Origin of the sequence: Nostoc sp. (assembly GCF_036917135.1) — a bacterium.
Taxonomy (GTDB): Bacteria; Cyanobacteriota; Cyanobacteriia; order Cyanobacteriales; family Nostocaceae; genus Nostoc.
Window position 1 is genome coordinate 223,731 of record NZ_JBALEA010000023.1, and the last position, 16,674, is coordinate 240,404.

Annotated in this window: 15 protein-coding genes; 8 read left to right on the plus strand and 7 right to left on the minus strand. The window is 40.8% G+C overall.

What is annotated here, in order from left to right; genetic code table 11:
- Window positions 1–15: 15 nt before the first annotated feature.
- Window positions 16–1,194: a DNA cytosine methyltransferase gene (locus V7K50_RS05760; protein ID WP_334958056.1), complete on the minus strand. Its 1,179-nt coding sequence runs from the start codon at window positions 1,192–1,194 to the stop codon at window positions 16–18.
- 372 nt (window positions 1,195–1,566) lie between these two features.
- Between V7K50_RS05760 and V7K50_RS05765 the strand changes: the two genes are divergently transcribed.
- The 5 genes from V7K50_RS05765 to V7K50_RS05785 all read left to right on the plus strand — a co-directional run bounded on the left by V7K50_RS05765 (window position 1,567) and on the right by V7K50_RS05785 (window position 6,417).
- A complete protein-coding gene (locus tag V7K50_RS05765) occupies window positions 1,567–2,838 on the plus strand; it encodes a glycosyltransferase family 4 protein (protein WP_334958058.1) in 1,272 nt (423 codons plus the stop codon).
- A gap of 540 nt (window positions 2,839–3,378) precedes the next feature.
- Window positions 3,379–3,837 carry a ribosome silencing factor gene (rsfS, locus tag V7K50_RS05770; protein WP_334958060.1) on the plus strand — a complete coding sequence of 153 codons (459 nt, stop codon included), beginning with the start codon at window positions 3,379–3,381 and terminating at the stop codon, window positions 3,835–3,837.
- The gene (locus V7K50_RS05775; protein ID WP_334958062.1) at window positions 3,834–4,334 is read left to right on the plus strand and encodes a CGLD27 family protein; all 501 of its coding nucleotides are present in this window, start codon (window positions 3,834–3,836) and stop codon (window positions 4,332–4,334) included. The genes rsfS and V7K50_RS05775 overlap by 4 nt, the downstream gene beginning before the upstream one ends.
- Window positions 4,335–4,528: 194 nt before the next feature.
- A complete protein-coding gene (locus tag V7K50_RS05780; RefSeq protein ID WP_334958380.1) occupies window positions 4,529–5,482 on the plus strand; it encodes an asparaginase in 954 nt (317 codons plus the stop codon).
- A 434-nt stretch (window positions 5,483–5,916) separates the two neighbouring features.
- Window positions 5,917–6,417: a group I intron-associated PD-(D/E)XK endonuclease gene (locus V7K50_RS05785; RefSeq protein ID WP_334958063.1), complete on the plus strand. Its 501-nt coding sequence runs from the start codon at window positions 5,917–5,919 to the stop codon at window positions 6,415–6,417.
- Window positions 6,418–6,518: 101 nt separating this feature from the next.
- Here the strand turns inward: V7K50_RS05785 and V7K50_RS05790 are convergent, their stop codons facing one another.
- The gene (locus V7K50_RS05790; RefSeq protein WP_229471889.1) at window positions 6,519–6,830 is read right to left on the minus strand and encodes a hypothetical protein; all 312 of its coding nucleotides are present in this window, start codon (window positions 6,828–6,830) and stop codon (window positions 6,519–6,521) included.
- Between the two features lie 243 nt (window positions 6,831–7,073).
- Between V7K50_RS05790 and V7K50_RS05795 the strand changes: the two genes are divergently transcribed.
- Window positions 7,074–8,531: a YcjF family protein gene (locus tag V7K50_RS05795; RefSeq protein WP_334958068.1), complete on the plus strand. Its 1,458-nt coding sequence runs from the start codon at window positions 7,074–7,076 to the stop codon at window positions 8,529–8,531.
- A gap of 403 nt (window positions 8,532–8,934) precedes the next feature.
- Here V7K50_RS05795 and V7K50_RS05800 read toward each other — a convergent pair whose 3' ends face one another.
- On the minus strand, window positions 8,935–9,984 hold the full coding sequence (locus V7K50_RS05800) for a sugar transferase (RefSeq protein WP_334958070.1): 1,050 nt from the start codon (window positions 9,982–9,984) through the stop codon (window positions 8,935–8,937).
- A gap of 198 nt (window positions 9,985–10,182) precedes the next feature.
- Between V7K50_RS05800 and V7K50_RS05805 the strand changes: the two genes are divergently transcribed.
- Complete coding sequence (locus V7K50_RS05805) at window positions 10,183–10,980, plus strand: 7-carboxy-7-deazaguanine synthase QueE (protein ID WP_334958382.1); 798 nt, start codon at window positions 10,183–10,185, stop codon at window positions 10,978–10,980.
- Between the two features lie 315 nt (window positions 10,981–11,295).
- On the opposite strand, the gene V7K50_RS05810 is transcribed toward V7K50_RS05805, so the two are convergent.
- Window positions 11,296–11,940: a DUF3318 domain-containing protein gene (locus tag V7K50_RS05810; protein WP_334958072.1), complete on the minus strand. Its 645-nt coding sequence runs from the start codon at window positions 11,938–11,940 to the stop codon at window positions 11,296–11,298.
- A 77-nt stretch (window positions 11,941–12,017) separates the two neighbouring features.
- Window positions 12,018–12,575: a hypothetical protein gene (locus V7K50_RS05815; protein WP_334958383.1), complete on the minus strand. Its 558-nt coding sequence runs from the start codon at window positions 12,573–12,575 to the stop codon at window positions 12,018–12,020.
- Between the two features lie 584 nt (window positions 12,576–13,159).
- Here V7K50_RS05815 and V7K50_RS05820 point away from each other — a divergent pair.
- On the plus strand, window positions 13,160–13,621 hold the full coding sequence (locus V7K50_RS05820; RefSeq protein WP_334958074.1) for a DNA phosphorothioation-associated protein 4: 462 nt from the start codon (window positions 13,160–13,162) through the stop codon (window positions 13,619–13,621).
- Between the two features lie 29 nt (window positions 13,622–13,650).
- On the opposite strand, the gene V7K50_RS05825 is transcribed toward V7K50_RS05820, so the two are convergent.
- Window positions 13,651–14,841, minus strand: a complete 1,191-nt coding sequence (locus V7K50_RS05825; RefSeq protein ID WP_334958075.1) for a DNA sulfur modification protein DndB — start codon at window positions 14,839–14,841, stop codon at window positions 13,651–13,653.
- A gap of 104 nt (window positions 14,842–14,945) precedes the next feature.
- A complete protein-coding gene (locus tag V7K50_RS05830) occupies window positions 14,946–16,547 on the minus strand; it encodes a DGQHR domain-containing protein (protein WP_334958077.1) in 1,602 nt (533 codons plus the stop codon).
- Window positions 16,548–16,674 lie beyond the last annotated feature (127 nt).

Sequence of the window (16,674 nt, forward strand, 5' to 3'; positions counted from 1 at the left end):
GTATTTAAATTGACGTTAAATGGTAGTAAGGCTAGGAAGATCAACAGCGTTGTTCACACTAATTCCTAAGAAGTTAAAAATAGTTTTAGCTAATGCCTTCGATGCTAAATAGGGAACGCCATTACCAATAGTTTTAAACATATTCGTGAGTGACATATTCTCTGGAAGTGTAAAATTTGCAGGCAAAGATTGGATAGCTAAAGCTTCTGCTACAGATATTCGCCGGACTTTGTAAGGATGTAAATGTACTTCATTATTTCCATAGCAAGCTGTTGGAGAGTAACGCCATCTATGCAGACGCTTGAAAGACTTCCTGGAATTATCTCCTTCTTGAACAGCAGCAAATTTTGTGATACCTGCCCTTGGTTTAAAATAGTGTTCAGCATTAAGATGCTTCAGAACGTTGTTTTTTATAAACCAGTATTCAACTGTCAGTTCTTCCAGTATGCCATCAGGACAAGGTATCAGAGAATTTTCTTTGAATGGTTCAGAGTTGCACCAGGGATAAGCAAAAACTTTTTCTTGAGCATATAAAATGTAATTATTCCAAGGAAAATTATCTTTAGATAGTAATCTTTTTTTATCAACCTCTATTTTCATTTCCTCAAGAAAACTATTTTTAAAACCAATTAAAATAATTCTTTCTCTATCCTGGGGTACACCATATTCGATAGCATTAATTAACCGCTCTGTTAATATATAACCTGCTTCCTGTAATTTTTGCTTGAGCGATTCAAAAAATAAACGGTGTTTTGTCGTCTTCCATAAACCCTTAACGTTCTCAAATAAAAAGAAATCGGGAATATTTCGGCAAATTAATTCAACATAAGAAGTGGAAAGCTTGCCATTATCTCCTAAACCTCCTCTATTTTTCCCACCAATAGAAAAATCAGGACACGGAGGCCCGCCGATGAAACCAATTATATTATGAGATTTGCGGCAGTCTTTGACTAATTCTTGAAGGCGTTGTGCTTCTTTTCCGGCAATAAGATTTGTTACATCTGCCCCTTCACCCTGATCATATCCATATTCAGGCGATCGCATTTTCAGAACTTCCCGCGAATGGCGATAGGCGGCGATGAATGGGGGGAAGATTTCATTGACATAAACAATATTAAAACCACTGGTTTCAAAACCTAAATCTAGGAAACCTGAGCCAGCAAAAAAAGAGAAAATACAAGGGCGATCGCTCATTGAATGACTAGTGTTATAAAACAGTATTCTTAATATCAGATATTTCTAAAATTGATTATTTCCTTCTATCTAGAGGAAATTAATACTAACTATCCCAATTTGGTCTTAGGGGTTGCCAAACCCTAAGTATATTAGGGTTTATACGTAAGTACCACTAAAAAATTAACAATATAAAGACTGCTTAAATAGTAAAAAAAATTCATAATGCCTCTAAGTATTTCAGTTCAAAGTTTACTCAATCTTTAAGGAAAATCCCTGACATAAAAAGAGTCTGGAGCCACAATTAAATATAGGAGTTTCCAACCTCCAAATGATATTTCAGACAAATATTTGTCATTAAATAAAAATCGGGCTACTTCGGAATAATTTTTTATGCGGATTTTGATTTACTCGTACAACTACTATCCAGAGCCAATCGGTATTGCCCCATTGATGACTGAATTAGCAGAGGGACTAGTAAGACGTGGGCATCAAGTGCGCGTAGTCACTGCTATGCCCAACTACCCTGAGCGTCAAATTTACCAGGAATATCGGGGCAAGCTGTATCTCAACGAAGAGAAAAATGGCGTTGAAATTCAACGCAGTTACGTTTGGATTCGTCCAAAACCTAACCTATTAGATCGGGTGTTACTAGATGCTAGTTTCGTTGTCACTAGTTTTGTGCCCGCCCTCTTCGGTTGGCGTCCAGATGTGATTCTCTCAACATCGCCATCCTTACCAAGCTGTGTACCAGTTGCTCTCTTAGGATGGTTACGTGCTTGTCCTGTGATCTTAAATCTACAAGACATATTACCAGAAGCAGCCGTCCACGTCGGTCTACTGAAAAATAAATTGCTCATCCAGTTGTTTACATTACTGGAAAAATTTGCTTACCACAGTGCTAGCAAAATTAGCGTCATCGCCGATGGGTTTGTAGATAATTTGCGATCTAAGGGCGTAAAAGCTGACAAAATTGTGCAAATTCCCAACTGGGTTGATGTAAATTTTATCCGCCCTTTGCCTAAAGAAAATAATTCTTTCCGCACGGCACATAATCTGAATGGTAAATTTGTAGTACTTTATTCTGGTAACATTGCCCTAACCCAAGGCTTAGAAAGTGTCGTCAAAGCTGCTTCTGTGTTGCGCCATATCCCAGATATCGTTTTTGTCATCGTTGGAGAGGCAAACGGTTTACAGCGATTGCAACAGGAATGTCTAGATTGCGGCGCAGATAACGTTTTGCTACTACCATTTCAACCGCGCAAATGTTTGCCAGAAATGTTGGCAGCTGCGGATGTTGGTTTAGTGGTGCAAAAGAAAAATGTTATATCCTTCAATATGCCGTCAAAAATTCAAGTGCTACTTGCCAGTGGACGAGCCTTAGTTGCCTCTGTTCCCAACAATGGTACGGCAGCAAAAGCCATTAGGCAAAGTGGCGGCGGAGTTATCGTTCCTCCAGAAGATCCCCAAGCTTTAGCGATCGCAATTTTAAATTTGTACGAAAACCCCGAAAAAGTCAAAACTCTGGGTTACAAAAGTCGTCAGTATGCTGTTGAACACTACGCTTTTGAGCAAGCTTTAAATCAGTATGAGTCTTTATGTTACTCATTGACGGCAAATCGTCGAGCAATTCAGTCTACAACAGTTACAAAACAAGAAGTTTGATCTCTGGCAGTAGAGTTACATTACATAAGTACCCTTTCAGTGGTCTATGCCCTCAAAATCTAAGTATAAGGGGATTCTGAGACTAAGGTAATTAAACATAAAACCCTTGGGAGATAGATTCCCCGACTTCTGGTGAGAATTCGGGGACTTGGGCATGATGTTTATATGAGTCTGCTCAGTTGGATTGTATTTTTAGCTTTCTTGGGTGGAAATTCTTGCTGGAAAGCTATTGGTTGATTTATCGCTGCACAACAACCATCTGCAATTGCTGATGTCAAAATCTAAACAGCCAATTATCAAACTAGTACGGCACAGCGTAAATAAACCACCTATTCCAAATCAATGAAACGCTTTCGCTGTATTCATTTTTAACTTTTAATTTTTAATTTTTAATTCCGCCCTTCGGTACTAGCCCCATAGACACCTGTTTTTTTGTTAGTATTCAAAAAAACCTATTGACACATTTGGCAGATCAATTGTTTGTTTTTTGTAAGTAAATGTAAACAATTGTTTCAAAAGGAAGAAAGCACCTGAGGTTTAATGACTGATTATTTCCAAGGAAATTTCCCATTGCAATCTGTTCCACTGATGAAGAGTGCGGTAATAAGCCACGGCCAAACCGAAGATGCGAGCGAAAAATTAGCTGCAACGATCGCTGTTGCAGCATCAGACCGCAAAGCGGGTGAAATTTTATTGCTCAAAGTCACAGAGGTATCTTACCTGGCGGATTACTTTGTGATGATGACTGGCTATTCTAAGGTACAGGTCAGGGCGATCGCTCAAGCAATTGAAGGAAAAGTCGAAACTGAGTTGCAACGCCGTCCCTTAAGGACAGAAGGAAAACTTGAGGGGAGTTGGGTACTACAAGACTATGGTGATGTGATCGTTCACATCATGATGCCCAAAGAACGGGAGTTTTATAATTTAGAAGCGTTCTGGATTCATGCAGAGCGTATTTCCCTTCCAGAATCTGATGAGGGTGAAGGTAAACGAACATGATTAGGTCTTCGGTTTCTAATTGCCCAGTTCCTACAGACCAACAACCGCTCAATGAGTACGAAGAGTTAAAAACTTCCTGGCTATTTCGTGATACCACTTTAGATTGGCGCGAGTATATCACAAAACTTGTTTGGATTTGGGGTTTATCTTGGCTCTTAGCAGCACCTGTGGCGGCAGCAAGTTTTCCTCCCCACAAGTATATTGCACATTTTATCCTCTGTGGTGCAGCCGCAGCGAGTGTCGGGGTAGTATTGGTACTGGTAAGATTGTACTTAGGCTGGTTCTACGTGTGCGATCGCCTTTGTAGTCCCACAGTATTTTATGAAGAGTCCGGCTGGTATGACGGCCAAACTTGGATAAAGCCACAGGAAGTCCTTAACCGCGATCGCTTAATAGTTGCATACGAAATCAAACCCATTCTGCGGCGGTTACAATTTACCTTCGCTGGCTTGGCGGGAATGTACGTTACTGGTACTATAGTTTGGCATTTGTTTTAAAGAGTCATTGGTCATTGGTAAGCCAGTGCGGTCTTCTCCCAAAGGGAGAGGCTAGCGCTAAGGGGGTTTCCCCCATTAGCAACTGGCGTTCGCCCTTGGCGTGCCGGAGGCATCACCCGAAGGGTCATTAGTCCTTAGCTAATGACCAATGACTAATGACTAAATTAATTAAAAAAGGTGATAAATATAAACCCATGACAATGGGAAAACGAACTCAAGCCACAGCACTGGAAGTCCGGTTGCTGCGGGAAGGTATTATTGAATCCAGGCATATAGTGCACGCTGTTGTCTGCGACGAACGAGGACGGGTTCTAACCGTTGCCGGAAATTCTGAAACTGCTGCATTTATCCGTTCAGCCCTCAAACCATTTCAGGCACTCGCAGTCACCACTACAGGTACACTAGAACGCTATCAACTCAGCGATCGCGACTTAGCAATTATCACAAGTTCCCACAAAGGAACAATAGATCAAGTCCGACAGGTATTTAACATCCTTTGGCGGGCTGATCTTGACCCGACTATACTCCAGTGTCCAATTCCTGAAGGTAAGCGGAGTCCTCTGGAATACAATTGCTCTGGAAAACACGCAGGGATGTTAGCCGTTTGTCAGCAGCGCCATTGGCCTTTAAATAACTACTTGGATCGCAAACACCCAATACAGCAGTTAATTTTGGGCAAAGTAGCAGAGTTGCTGCGAATGCCAGCAGCAGAATTTATCAGCGCTCATGATGACTGTGGCGCACCAACTTATCTGATGCAACTCGGTCACATGGCATCTTTATATGCACTGTTAGCTTCTAGTACCAATCTGGATATGGAGCGCATTGTCCGGGCTATGACTCATCACCCCGCGATGGTCGCAGGAGATGGAGAATTTGATACGGAACTGATGCGTTTAACTCCAGGGGAACTAGTCAGTAAAACTGGTGCCGAAGGAGTGCAGTGCATTGGTAGACTCGGTGAAGGCTTGGGATTGGCAATCAAAGTCATGGATGGGGCCAAACGAGCAAAATATGCCGTGGCGATTCACTTACTCCAGCAAATGGGTTGGATTAGTCCCAGCGCCGCCGAAAGCCTCTCAGAAAAGTTTGTCACCTTAGGGAAATACAAGCGTTTAGAAGTAATTGGAGAATTATCATTTTTGTAGTTGCCAAACTCTTGACTATGGGTTATGATAAAAAAGTCAAGAGCGACGCGGGATAGAGCAGCCTGGTAGCTCGTCGGGCTCAACGGGCAAAGTTAACTAGACGCTTATTAGTTAAGTTTGCTATGGGCGGTACATAAAGAAACTTATGTGCGTTTATCTGTCAAACTCGGGGAAGCCAATAGCGCGGTAATCCCGAACCAAGCTCCAGAAATGGAGAAGGTGTAGAGACTGGAAGGCAGACACCCTAACGATAAGGACGAGGGTGAAGGGACAGTCCAGACCACAAACCAGTAAATCTGGGCAACGAAAGTTGTAGTTGGTAAGCATAACCCGAAGGTCAGTGGTTCAAATCCACTTCCCGCCACCAAATTGAAATGAAACCCCAGAATTTTAAAAGATTCTGGGGTTTTGTTTTATTTAATTTTATTTTGCAGATGGACACAAAGCTTAGAGGAGACATAGCTGAACAAGCTGCTGTTCTTCATGCCTTAAAGCGTGGTTGGGGAGTTTTGAAACCTGTTGGTGATAGACTACCTTATGATTTAGTATTTGATGTTGAGGGAACTCTAGTTAAAATTCAAGTCAAATATGCTTGGTTCGATGAACCTTCGGGCAATTATGTTGTAGATAATCGGCGCACTAAAACCAATCGGCGACAAATGCTTCGAGAAGCGTATAAGCCCGCAGACTTTAATTTTGCTTTAGTTTATATAGAAAATCTTGACCTGTTTTATATCTTCCCAATAGACATATTCATTGGCTACGGTAGCGAAATACACCTTGTTGAAGCTGAGAAAAGACAGTGCAAACCGCGTTCGGCAGAATATAGGAATGCTTGGGAGTTAATTTCAGCAAAATCTCTAAGTCAAGAAAATTGCGTTTGTTCGGTTGTTGAACTTGAAAAAGCAATCTGGCACGAAAGTAACCCCGATTAAGTAAAGTTCTTTCATCAACAATTACAACTGCATAGACTACTGAACTTTCATTCAGTTTTGTTTTCACCCTGCTAATATAATCCGGGAGTTCCATCAGGAAATTAACTCTGAGTGGATGCTAATTGTTTTTGTGTATTATCCCATATTTCATAGAATACACTCCACTCAAAAAAGTCCATTGCATCTCCTAATTTACCAGCTTTAAATTGTTGATAAAAACTGCTTGATGACATATCATATTGTGCTTCAAATGTTTTTAAGCGATTCTCTAAGTCTAATATATCTTTCTGAATTGACTGAGGAACTTTTAAAGATGGCGCTGCGGCAGTAATTTTTGTTTCTAAAAGTTCGCGTTCTTCTTCGGATAAGGATAAAATAATCTGCGCTATACATTCAACTAGTTTTGTATTCATATTTATTTATCCTGTAAATCTTAGACTCTTGCAATAACTCAATGTTAGCTTAGTAAAGATTTGCGTAGAGTTGTAGCATTTTATGTTGAATTAGTTGGGACTACTGATCATAGTGAGGTTTGGGAGTTAATTTTTCAGGCATCTGTAGGTAAAGAAAATTGTGTTCCATCGCCTGTTAAATTCCCAGAAGCAGGTTTTTAATCTATTCTGGAAGAAATAGCCATCTAAAAGGCGCGGAGAATCATGGTTGTGAAGTTGCAGCGACCAATTTTAGTGGGAGGATTGGGACTGTCCTTTTCTCTGTGGATGTTGGACAGTTGGCACGATTCGATAGTGCAGGTAGGTGAGTTTGGTTTGTTGAGTGCTTTAGCTGTAGGCGGTGGTTTGTGGTTATTCCAACAAAATCGCCCGAAAAACAGTTTAGAGCAGCTAGATGGGATGCTGGTAAATCGGGCGACTGTGGAAAGTGCGATCGCTAAAACTGAAACTGTAATTAACCAACTGGCACAAGAATCAGAAAATCATCCGGCGTTACAAACACTCAGAGAACAAGTTGCCCAATTGTTGTGGGAATTAGACAGACAAGAAATTAAAGTGGCTGTGACTGGCGGTAAATCCGTGGGTAAAAGCACTTTAATTCAAGTGCTAAAGCAAAATGTCGAGACACAAAATTTTGTGTCTTTAGAAGAGACAGCACCTTTATTTAGAGAAGCGGGTGAAAATTCCGATGCGGCTGTTTTAGCAGAAGTAGCAAAATCTGATTTTGTTCTATTCTTGACAAACGGTGATTTGACAGACTCAGAATTTCAAACCTTACAGCAGTTAAAGGCAGCAAATCAGCCGGCAATAGTAGTTTTCAATAAACAAGATCAGTATTTAGCCGATGAAAGCGCCAGCATCTTGCTGTCATTGAAACAGCGAATGCAGGGAAATGTAGTTGCAACAGCCGCCTCTCCCATTACCATCAAAGTCCGAAAGCATGAGGCTGATGGTGCTGTGCAAGAGTGGATGGAACAACCAGCAGCAGATATCCAGCAGTTGACGCAGCAGTTGGGTGAAGTTTTGGTACAGCAAAGACAAAGCCTGGTTTGGCTAACTACCATGAGGAAAGCTGGCTTGTTGAAAGCTGAGGCGAAAAACTGGTTGAATGGAACCAGACGCGATCGCGCCACCCCAATTATTGAACAATATCAATGGATAGCTGCGGCTGCTGCCTTTGCTAACCCAGTACCAGCCCTTGATATTTTGGCCACTGCGGCAATTAATGCTCAAATGGTAATGGATTTGGGTAATATCTATCAGCAGAAATTTTCTTGGGAACAGGCACAAACTGTAGCCGGAACAATGGGAAGTTTGATGCTGAAACTCGGTTTAGTTGAACTTTCGACAAAGGCAATTAGTACTGTTCTTAAAAGCAATGCCGTTACCTTTGTTGCTGGTGGCTTAGTGCAGGGAGTAAGTGCAGCTTATCTGACTAGAGTCGCAGGGTTAAGTTTAGTTGAATATTTCCAACAGCAGGAAATAGCGATCGATTCTGGGACTGGTTTAAATTTGGATAATTTGCGGCAAACTTTGCAAAAGGTATTTCAGCAAAATCAGCAGATTGGTTTTTTGCAGGGGTTTGTTAAGCAAAGTATGAAGCGTTTATTGCCAGAAGTACAACAAGTTGAAGTAGTTGGCATTCAGAAGGCAGTGGGATAATCTCATACAGAGGCGCAGAGTTTTTCTTAGCGCCTTTGTGTGAATATCAAAACTAGTTTGGAATACTTAAGAAGTAAGTATATGAGCGATACAAGCAGATATGGTAAATATTATTGGTGTATTAATAGTAATCCGTAAAGACCTAAGAGGATGTTTTAAAAGTCCTCTGGTCGGTAGAAAAAAGTTTTAGATCCCCCTAAATCCCCTTTTTTAAGGGGGACTTTGATTCCGGTTCCCCCCTTTTTAAGGGGGGTTAGGGGGGATCTAAAAGTGCCTAAAATTACAGCCAACGACTTTTCAAACATCCTCTAAAATTTACCCAAGCCTATTTTAGGCTTGGGCGTATTTAAGAATTATCGTGAGAGTTGGGAGTTATCAAAAAATTGTAAATAAGGGTAGTTAGCTAAACAGCACCACTGTTTCTATTAAACAGAATAGCTATAGTTTTAAAAATTAGCTTTAAATCGTACACCAAACTCCAATTTTTTTGATATTGCAAATCCAGACGAATTACATCTTCAAAACTACGGACTGTAGAACGTCCATTTACTTGCCATTCGCCAGTCATACCAGGTTTAACATCTAAACGTTGCCACTCCGGTACTTCATAGCGTTCTACTTCATCGGGTGTGGGTGGTCGAGTGCCTACTAAACTCATCTCTCCTTTAAGGACGTTCCAAAATTGGGGTAATTCATCAAGACTAGTTCGCCGTAAAAATCGCCCTACCTTGGTAACTCTGGGGTCATTCTCATTCTTGAAAAAGGCACCTTGCACTTGGTTTTTGACTTGGGATTTTTTCGCTTCCGCATCCACACACATGGAACGGAATTTCCAAATTTCAAACCGCTTACCCATCCAGCCACAACGGGTTTGACTAAAGAAAATGGGGCCAGGATCATTAATTTGAATAGCGATCGCAATGGGAATAAACAAAACTCCTGTAATTAATAAACCGACTATTGACCCTATAATATCTAAGAACCGTTTCATCCAAGATGCCACAGAAGGGTGAGTAGTGGGTAACTGCTCAACTTTCCGGGAAGTTGTCTTCCGATTATCTACTAGGTCTTCTTGTTCTATTAGCGACCCATCCTCCACAGACTCAAGGGGAAAAACTTGATCCAATCCCGTAAGTTTTAGGACTGCCATTACCTGAGGTGTTACATTCCGCAATGTTAATGTAATCTCTTTCGTCTGGGCGTATTTAAAATTACTGACCAAGGCACCTAAGCCACTACTGTCCATAAAAGTAGTTTGGTGAAAGTCAATGATAATTTCCTTCGGATGTGAATTGGGCTGGATTAAGCTTTGGCAGGTTTGCTTAAAGCCTAAAGCCTCCAGCACGCTTAACCGCGTCGGCATCTGCACTATAGCCGTGTCGTTTAGGGAATGAACTGGAAAATCGACCTCTGTCGGTTGGCTAGTCATGAAGCTCTGCACTTTCGTTGCCATGTATAATGTAATCTGCCAAACACCACTTTGTCCTACAAAATTACTTCACCTAATATCGGAATCAGTAGTAATAGGACTAATTTCTATTTACCGGGGCTGAGATTGGAGATCGCTAGCGACGATTCACAATAGAACAAGAAGCCAAAAAATATCCTTGCTGTTGTGCCGACGCAGCGCGATCGCGTTGCTCTCATCATAATGATTGCTAAAAATACGGTTACACCTACCGCACGCCTGATTGAGGTCTTTTCTGCCATTCAAGGAGAAGGACTGAATGTAGGGACACGTCAGATATTTATTCGTTTTGCTTTATGTGATTTGCGCTGTCACTTTTGTGATAGTGCCCAGACTTGGAATGCACCTGCTACTTGTCGGATAGAGCGATCGCCTGGATTGCGCGACTTTGAAATCCACTCTAACCCTGTCCCATTACCCATATTAATCGAATGGGTAAAACAGCAAAATCTACCTTGTCTACACGATAGCATTAGCTTAACTGGAGGCGAACCACTTCTTCATGCCCCATTTTTAACGCAGTTTCTACCTCAAGTGCGAGCCATAACTGGTCTACCTATATACTTAGAAACTGGCGGACATCGCCCAGAACAACTAGCAATGATTCTCCCCTATTTAGACTCTGTAGGTATGGATTTCAAATTGCCCAGTGTTAGCGGCGAAAGTCATTGGCAAGAACATAGTAAATCTCTCCAGTTATGTTATGACTCATATTTAAATGTTTTTGTCAAGATAATTGTGTCTCAAAACACAGATCCCGCCGAGTTGGAACGTTCAGCTTCTTTGGTGGCAGAGGTTAGTCCAGATATCTCAGTATTTTTACAACCTGTTACGCCTTTGGCAGTATCTGAACAATTTTCCCCAAGAAGTGTACTTGCCCCTTCAAGCGATCAAGTTTTGACCTGGCAAGCTTTGATGAAGCGGTTTATCAAACATGTGCGTGTGATCCCCCAGACGCATAAAATGCTGAACCAGTTGTAAAATTTGAGTTTGATAAAGATGTAGTCAAGAAAAAAGTAAGATTTTGTGAGGCTGTTGCAGGCAATCTAATTAGCTCAATCAAAAGACCTCTCCCTGGTTTTACTGCCTAAAACCGTCCCTCTCCGATTCGGAGAGGGATAGACTTTAGGGACTGACAAGAAATAAATTATCCATCTTGTGGGGTGGGCAACATGAGCGCCCTAAATCTGGGACGGGTGGGGACACCCATCCCACAAGAAAATTTGGGATGTTTTTTTATTTGTCAGTCCCTTAACAGGTAGGGAAGAGGTTCATCGAACTCAGGTTGATTTGTTTTTACAGTGAGTCCTCATCTGGAGTTTTGGATTTAGCTTTTGCCTTATTAGCACTGCGTTTGAGAGCAGAGAGTCTTGCTTCATATCTCGACCGTTGGCGCTTACCAGGAGTATTGTCAATCAGGGTTTTTAAGGCGCTGCCAAGACTCTTGTAGGCATTGGGGAGGCTATAACCAAAACGAGTTGCTAAGGCGATCGCTTTCTCATCAGCATTCAGCAATTCTTTTAGTTGCTTTTCCCCATTATTCTTTTGATACAGTCGCCAGCCTGACACACCACACAGCGACAAAGCTAACACCAGTAGCAATCCATCTTGTACCCACAATTCACCTACAGCACCACCTAAACCGATGGCTAGTGCTGCCATTTCCCAACCATCTTTAGGAATTGTGTCATTTTGAACGCGAGCAACTTCATGCCAGAACAGCAGATTACGCTGATCCATTGCGAGGGCATCCCATTTCACCAAGTCAATTTGAATTTCTACCTGGTCTTTACCAATTTCTTCGCAACGAACCAGGGGTGGATTGACCTCAGTTGTGCCTTCAACCGTGACCCAGCTCTGTAATTCTGGCGGTAATAAGCCTTTCAACCGCCGTAGTTCACTCATTTCCGCTTTGGCAGAGGAGGTTGCATAGGATGTCATAATATCCAGCCCCAGAAAATTTCAGTATATAGTGAGGGTATCACTTTGGAGTATAGCTATTTAAGTGATGTTCCGTCTCACTCGCCCTTAAAACTTCCTCGTTTTTTTCGCGCTTCCATTGCTTTTTCCAGCAAATCTAACAATCCTGGGGCTTCTTCTTGGATACTGAGTAACAGTCTTTCCCCAAGTTCTATATTCCCCGGATCGAGACCTGTGGCCATCACTTGTTTTAGGCGAGGTATCGCTATGCCATCCACAATCTGAATTAACCCACTCAGACAACGGTGAAATTGTCTTTCTGTGAGAATGGAGTCTTCTAAAGGAAACTCAATAATTGCACGAATTTCACCATCGGATGGGTCATACTCCCATTGCAACATTTTGGTTTCCCAGGAAATGGCAAGCATTGTCTGTAGGATAATTGCCTTGTGAGGATGGTCTTGAATTCCTGCCAGAACTTGAGGGGCAAATACCCGAAAAAATTTTCCTTCTTCATCCAACTGGACAACTATTAGGAAATCTTCTAAGTTATCAGCCTCCACACCTGTTATAATTCGGTCTTCTTCATCATCAAAACGGTAGTCCCAACCAAGGTTGTCTAAATAGTTGGCAATCTGTTTGAGGTTAGCTCCCATCCAGTCCTCCGTAAGGGTACTCCCACCACACCGCAGGTTGCCGGGATGGGGAATTGCGATCGCGTCATGAAAGCCACGATAAAAGTAGGCTTTTGACACTATAACCGGCTATTTTATCAAAGATTTCTGCCAAGATAGAAGAGACAAAAATCATTTTTCAGAGCAGCTACTAATTATTTATGTGAATAAAACTAATCGATTTAGTCGTAATCTAACTAATCCACAAATAGTTTTAATTACTCGGCTGTATTTATTCCTGTTCAGACCGAACTTTCACTAGCAATTTGGAATGTCTTGGGGCCACATATAAGATATTTAACAGCTATTTTTCTGGAAGATAATTCTTGATTCTGGATATTTTGTAATTCAGTCATTTCAGTTTTTTGAGTTTTTTATGTGGTGAGGTGGCTGAAGTTGAACCCGCAGTGCCAGGATAGACTATGTTAGTGAATAATTTGTTTGTTTAAGCGATCGCTATCGTACTTAGTATAGAATAATCGTCATTATGGGAGCGTAGGCAAAGCCCAATCTAGGCATTCCTTGTAATTTTCGGTTAATATAGCTACAAAATAGATATTCAAATCATGGCTGCAAATAGAATCAGGGTTGCTAAAGATAAGGCTGAGTTAGTGAAATCTCTAGTCGCATCAAAAGACACAACTGGGCCTTTTCAGACTTATGTAGAAGTAATGGTGTTTGCAGCAGCGTTGGGCGTTAAAAATAAAAAGCGCGTTCCTTTAGAGGTAATTTCTAAAGATTTATCACCACTGCGACAAGATTATTTTACTAGTAGTTTCACTCTATTAATTAATTTGTTGGCTATCACCGAAACAGAAAACATTAAGATTATAGATGATGATAATGTAGCTGACGAGGAACGCATTCACATTTTTGAAGAGTATGCTAATGCTGGTTTAGAGATTATACAAAATGAACTGCGTGGAGCAGTAGACTATTCAGAGCGACTTTTATTAATTCTCAGTTATGAGAGAAATAATACAGAGCAGCAAGATGAGGAATTTGATCTAACCAAATTCCTATCTTGACTTTTAAGTAATGCTTCAAAGCAATAACTTTACATCCACCCCAGTGTAATTTTTACTGTTTTGACTGCATCTGTTACTGCACTAACAGTAGCAGATATTCTATATGGCTTGTCTGGATTTTTAGGTTGGGCATCTATTCTAATTACGTTATCCTTCCAAAGTTGGTTTTCTCTTGACCAATCTAACTGTGCTAGTTGTGAAATTTTTTCTTCATTAAAATAATTGTTTTCTGGATCATATATATAGTGCAATAAACGCCCTAAAACTTCCAGTCCAACGCTTATACCTAGAATACAGTCTTCTTTAAATGCAGTTACTTCATCTGTTGTGATTTCTTCAACAGTTGTATCAGCAATATACTCAGTGTTACTACATTCTGAGAAAAATCTATTAAGACAGATAACCAAAGGATCTGATGCTTGATAAACATCATAATCTCGAAGCTGATTACCTGGATCGTTAGTAAAAATGCAACTTACAAACCTAGCTATAAAATTTGTTGTGTAAATCAGCTTTTGTTTAGTTGCAGGACTTGATTTAATTTTCTCTGTCTTACCCTGAAACATTGGCACTCGTTTTATTAATTCTTTAGTAATACCAACTCGGCCAGAGAACTCACCAAATGATAATAACAATGATTTATCAAGTTGTTTTGTTTGAGCCATGTCTCTGAAATCTGCCTGACATTGTTGAAAATCACCCTCTAAAACTAGAGTAATTGCAAAATCATCATCACTGATTAAGTGGCTTTCAGTACTTTCTATCAATTCATGAATTGCACGTTTACGATGTTGTCCATCTGTGATATCTAACTTGACTCCACGACGAATAACAACTAGACAAATGCCCCTACCAAGTTCAAGAATTGTTATGTCTTTTGGAGCTACATTAGCAGTCAAAGTTCCGACAATCCAAGGTTTTTCTTTTCGAGAACGGTCAACAATATATTTTTTAATTTCATCAGCATGACCTTTAACCTCTGGGCGATTTTTACCAGAATCAGGATCATTCCCAGTTGATGGTTTAGCTTGGAGAAGACCAGAAAAGTCACTCGCAGGTACATTAATTTGCAACATTGTCCGCTTTCCCTGCTGAAAAATTAGCCCCGGATAGCAGCGATCGCGATGATATTGTGAGAAAAATGGCTCAATAAAGGAGCTAAACTGAGCTTTAATCTGAGGAGAAATGCTATTGTTCCCATCCTCAATTGGTTGAGTCATATCAATACCTAATATAAATTAGTAGATGTTAGCAAACATGATATGCAACCCTTATGGACTGTAGCATCGGTAAAAACCACACTGAAAATCCATACTTAACTTTGCTAGCTCAGAATATTTGGAAGTCCTACCGCTTTCGGTTCAACAAACTTGCCATCAAAACCTATAGTTTTATCTTCCACAGTCCTAGCATCCGCTAAAGCTTTACGAAGTTCAGCACGTTCCATCTGTTCCTGAATTCCACCCAGGATGTAAACTAATAACTTCGCCGCCAAATCTCGTCCAGCAACCTGAACTCGCTTTTTATTTGGGTCATACAAAATCCCATACCAGAGAGATTGGGGATACTCCATACCACTAAAACCACCTTGCTGGTCAAACTTCCGCAGTTTCTTAAAAATATCTGCTAAGGAAAAACCTTTTTTAAAAACCAAAATTCCCAAAGCTTGCGCTAATGCAACTTGAGCAACCGGACGGAAAAGCATATTTCCTTCACCTCCATCTTTCTCAAAGCTGAAGCGCCGTAAAGCTGGTGTATCCTCGTGTTCTAAAATTTTGTAACTAGAAAGACTAGCCAAAGAATCAAATAGCTTTTTAAATTCCTCAATTCCCTGCTGAAGTTCTTCATCCTCTGGACGCATGGGAATTAGACCTTTCTCCAAGGGTTTCCAGTGGGGGAACTTTTGAGCCAAATATCGCTCAGACATATCTTGCAGAGCTTGCAAAGTCGTCAAAACTGTAGAATTGGAAGCCACTGTTGCACTATTCCAATTAACACGGGGATTGCGATCTTGTTTTTGTTCTAATAGTGGATGTGTAACTGCAATTTTTCTAGCAACGATCGCAAAACCATCATCTTCATTCAACTGTGTTAGTTGCCCTTTAGTTAAGGGTGCAGCCATCAGGTTAACATGAACAAAAATCGATCTTACTCTCCGCCTCGCCTGGGTGCGAGTTTCCCCAGCCGCTACTGCACAGATGAACTCAATACCAATTTTTTCTTTGGGTAAATTTTGCAAGTAAGCAAGGTCTACTTGGTACTTGTCAATCAAATCATTTACTGTAATAAAACTGTCATCAGCACCTTTATCTTTTTTATAGCGCTGGAGTTTGCGAGTTTTAATTAACTCCATCAACCCCTGTACACCCATTAATCGGTGTTGACCATCTAGTGCATAAATAGTTACATCATCCTCAGAAATATTTAGCAGACCTACTTTAGCGTCTTTATCTAGGGGGATGAAATCAGTAGTAGACTTTGTAGCTCGTCCTTCACTATCCCACTCAGCAGCTTTAGGATTATCCACCCACGGTTGATTAATTACTACCAGCACTGGCGGAAACTTGTGATTTTGTCGAGCCGCTAAATACTGGACTAGCGGTGCTTGACGTGACCAATCAAGGGGACGCTGTTGAATTTCATCAATACTATCTGCGTCAATCTCGACATTATCAGTCTCAGAATTATACTTTTTTTGAAACAGAGGTAAGCCAGAGGCGAAGTGAACCCGACCGGCAAACCATTCCAAGGTAACAGAGCTAACATAAGCCTCAGTACCACCCATCTCGGTTTTTTGAACGAGAATCTGATCTTTTCTCCCTAAAAAGTTCTCTAGGAGTAAAGCTAGTACCTGTTTTTCCTTGTTTTCCCGTTCCAGGTACTCTCTAGCGATGTCAGCAGTTGAGTCAGATGAACTATCTTTCATGTTAAATTTTAAAAACAGAATAAGATTATGTAGTTTAATTATCCAGAAAATTGGATATTAGTAGTAAAGTTTTTAAAAACTTTTATTTAACCCAGGTCGGTGGGTTTTGTATGTATAACGAATTCTA

Coding starts and splice junctions, on each gene's coding strand:
- V7K50_RS05810 (WP_334958072.1), bottom strand. CDS start 11,940: ATGACATCCTATGCAACCTCCTCTGCCAAAGCGGAAATGAGTGAACTA.
- V7K50_RS05765 (WP_334958058.1), top strand. CDS start 1,567: ATGCGGATTTTGATTTACTCGTACAACTACTATCCAGAGCCAATCGGT.
- V7K50_RS05815 (WP_334958383.1), bottom strand. CDS start 12,575: ATGGGAGCTAACCTCAAACAGATTGCCAACTATTTAGACAACCTTGGT.
- V7K50_RS05825 (WP_334958075.1), bottom strand. CDS start 14,841: ATGACTCAACCAATTGAGGATGGGAACAATAGCATTTCTCCTCAGATT.
- V7K50_RS05785 (WP_334958063.1), top strand. CDS start 5,917: ATGGACACAAAGCTTAGAGGAGACATAGCTGAACAAGCTGCTGTTCTT.
- V7K50_RS05830 (WP_334958077.1), bottom strand. CDS start 16,547: ATGAAAGATAGTTCATCTGACTCAACTGCTGACATCGCTAGAGAGTAC.
- V7K50_RS05790 (WP_229471889.1), bottom strand. CDS start 6,830: ATGAATACAAAACTAGTTGAATGTATAGCGCAGATTATTTTATCCTTA.
- V7K50_RS05805 (WP_334958382.1), top strand. CDS start 10,183: ATGATTGCTAAAAATACGGTTACACCTACCGCACGCCTGATTGAGGTC.
- V7K50_RS05760 (WP_334958056.1), bottom strand. CDS start 1,194: ATGAGCGATCGCCCTTGTATTTTCTCTTTTTTTGCTGGCTCAGGTTTC.
- V7K50_RS05775 (WP_334958062.1), top strand. CDS start 3,834: ATGATTAGGTCTTCGGTTTCTAATTGCCCAGTTCCTACAGACCAACAA.
- V7K50_RS05780 (WP_334958380.1), top strand. CDS start 4,529: ATGACAATGGGAAAACGAACTCAAGCCACAGCACTGGAAGTCCGGTTG.
- V7K50_RS05795 (WP_334958068.1), top strand. CDS start 7,074: ATGGTTGTGAAGTTGCAGCGACCAATTTTAGTGGGAGGATTGGGACTG.
- V7K50_RS05800 (WP_334958070.1), bottom strand. CDS start 9,984: ATGGCAACGAAAGTGCAGAGCTTCATGACTAGCCAACCGACAGAGGTC.
- V7K50_RS05820 (WP_334958074.1), top strand. CDS start 13,160: ATGGCTGCAAATAGAATCAGGGTTGCTAAAGATAAGGCTGAGTTAGTG.
- rsfS (WP_334958060.1), top strand. CDS start 3,379: ATGACTGATTATTTCCAAGGAAATTTCCCATTGCAATCTGTTCCACTG.